This window comes from Dermacoccus abyssi, from assembly GCF_003515945.1.
Taxonomy (GTDB): domain Bacteria; phylum Actinomycetota; class Actinomycetes; order Actinomycetales; family Dermatophilaceae; genus Dermacoccus; species Dermacoccus abyssi.
Map to the genome: position 1 here is coordinate 1 of NZ_QWLM01000050.1, position 1,403 is coordinate 1,403.

The following is a 1,403-nucleotide window of genomic DNA, read 5'->3' on the forward strand; positions in this document are numbered from 1 at the left end:
AACTGGAAGCAGGCCCTCGCCCAGCTCGCCGCGGCCTACCCCGACCGGATCAACCCCTACCTGTGACCACCCCGCTTACACAGACAAGTTGACACGCCCTGCTCAGCCAACGCGTTGACGGAGGCCCATTATCACCGTCCTGTGCGCTTACGCGACGCCGACTGGCGAGGTTTCGCCAGGGCGGACAGACCCAGCTGGATGTCCAGTCAGCATCCCTCGTGACCAGGGCGGGCATAGCCCTGGGGTAGTTCCCAGAGGCGACGCGTGCGGCTCTCAGGGCAGACCGGCAGGCGCGCAGGGGGCCGTCCTACCCGTTACGCCGCTGGGACCGGGTTGGCCACAGGTCGCAATCGAAAGCGTTTTCCAGCCGGGTGATGGTGGCGAGATCTGCCCATGTCTTGCCGTTGAGAATCTTGCCGATCACCGTGTGATCAATGCCAGTCGCCGCCTCTACTGACCGTGCGCTCCTGCCCCGGATCGCGGCTGCGAGGTTGAGGGCAAGTAGCCGCGCGGCTTCGCCCGCTGGATCGGACGAGGGAGCGTGCGGCCAGTCTGCCGACAGCGCGTATGGCTGGGGTCGGCTGGGACGCGGCATGCGTTGAGGGTACCCGGCTGTGGCCGCGCACGGTTCATCGACTATCGGTGTCATCACTGTGCAGATTAGTATCCCCAATATGGTCTGTCAACGCTCTCACGTCCATCGCTCGCCAGCCACATCACGCACGCTCAGGCGCCGCCGAAGCCAGGTGCCACGCTCGGCGAAAGTGGCCTCTTGTGCAGGGCGCAGTCTTGTGCGGGACGCATTCCGCGAAGCCCCGCCTGCAAACGTCGACGAACACCTGTGTGGCGCCCGCCCCGGATCGGCACGGAGGCGCTCGAAAGACGACCAAACGGGGGGTTGACGTAGAACCGGCCGTGTTTTGCACCCATCCGCTCCGCGAGCCCTCGGATCAATTTCGTTGCAGCGCAATGTCTTACGGCAAGCACCAACGCCGTGCCACTGTCCGAAAAGACCCGGGTACCGGGACCACGAGATCGCTGATTTTCTGAGGACGTTCCCGCAACAAGCGAGGGTCTAACGACACGACATCGCTGCCCTTGATGACGGACAGGCGTCTGACATCGCTCGAGGTCCACCTCGACTGGACAGCAGGAAGGCAGGTACAAGCGCCAACGTCTCGACGCGCTTCGCGATCCGCGCATTCCATGCGCTACTCCGCAGAACGCGCCACGTGAAAAAGGTGGGCCCAGCAGCCACTGGGCCCACCTCACAAGCCACGGCTTCGAACGCACCGTTTGCAGCATGTCCCGCGTCAAGAACATGGCAGGGATTTCTCGGTTTGAAAGGTGGGGACCGTCGGGTCGGCGTTCCCCAAGTGCACCTCGAGTGGCCGGTTCCAGGC

Annotated in this window: 1 protein-coding gene; it reads right to left on the minus strand. The window is 64.3% G+C overall.

Annotation, left to right across the window (positions count from 1 at the left end; translation table 11 throughout):
• Positions 1 to 307: 307 nt before the first annotated feature.
• Positions 308 to 595, minus strand: a complete 288-nt coding sequence (locus D1832_RS15045) for a helix-turn-helix domain-containing protein (RefSeq protein ID WP_167539817.1) — start codon at positions 593 to 595, stop codon at positions 308 to 310.
• Between the last annotated feature and the right edge of the window lie 808 nt (positions 596 to 1,403).

Excerpts from the sequence above, each read along its gene's own strand:
- D1832_RS15045 (WP_167539817.1), bottom strand. The coding sequence starts at position 595 with ATGCCGCGTCCCAGCCGACCCCAGCCATACGCGCTGTCGGCAGACTGG.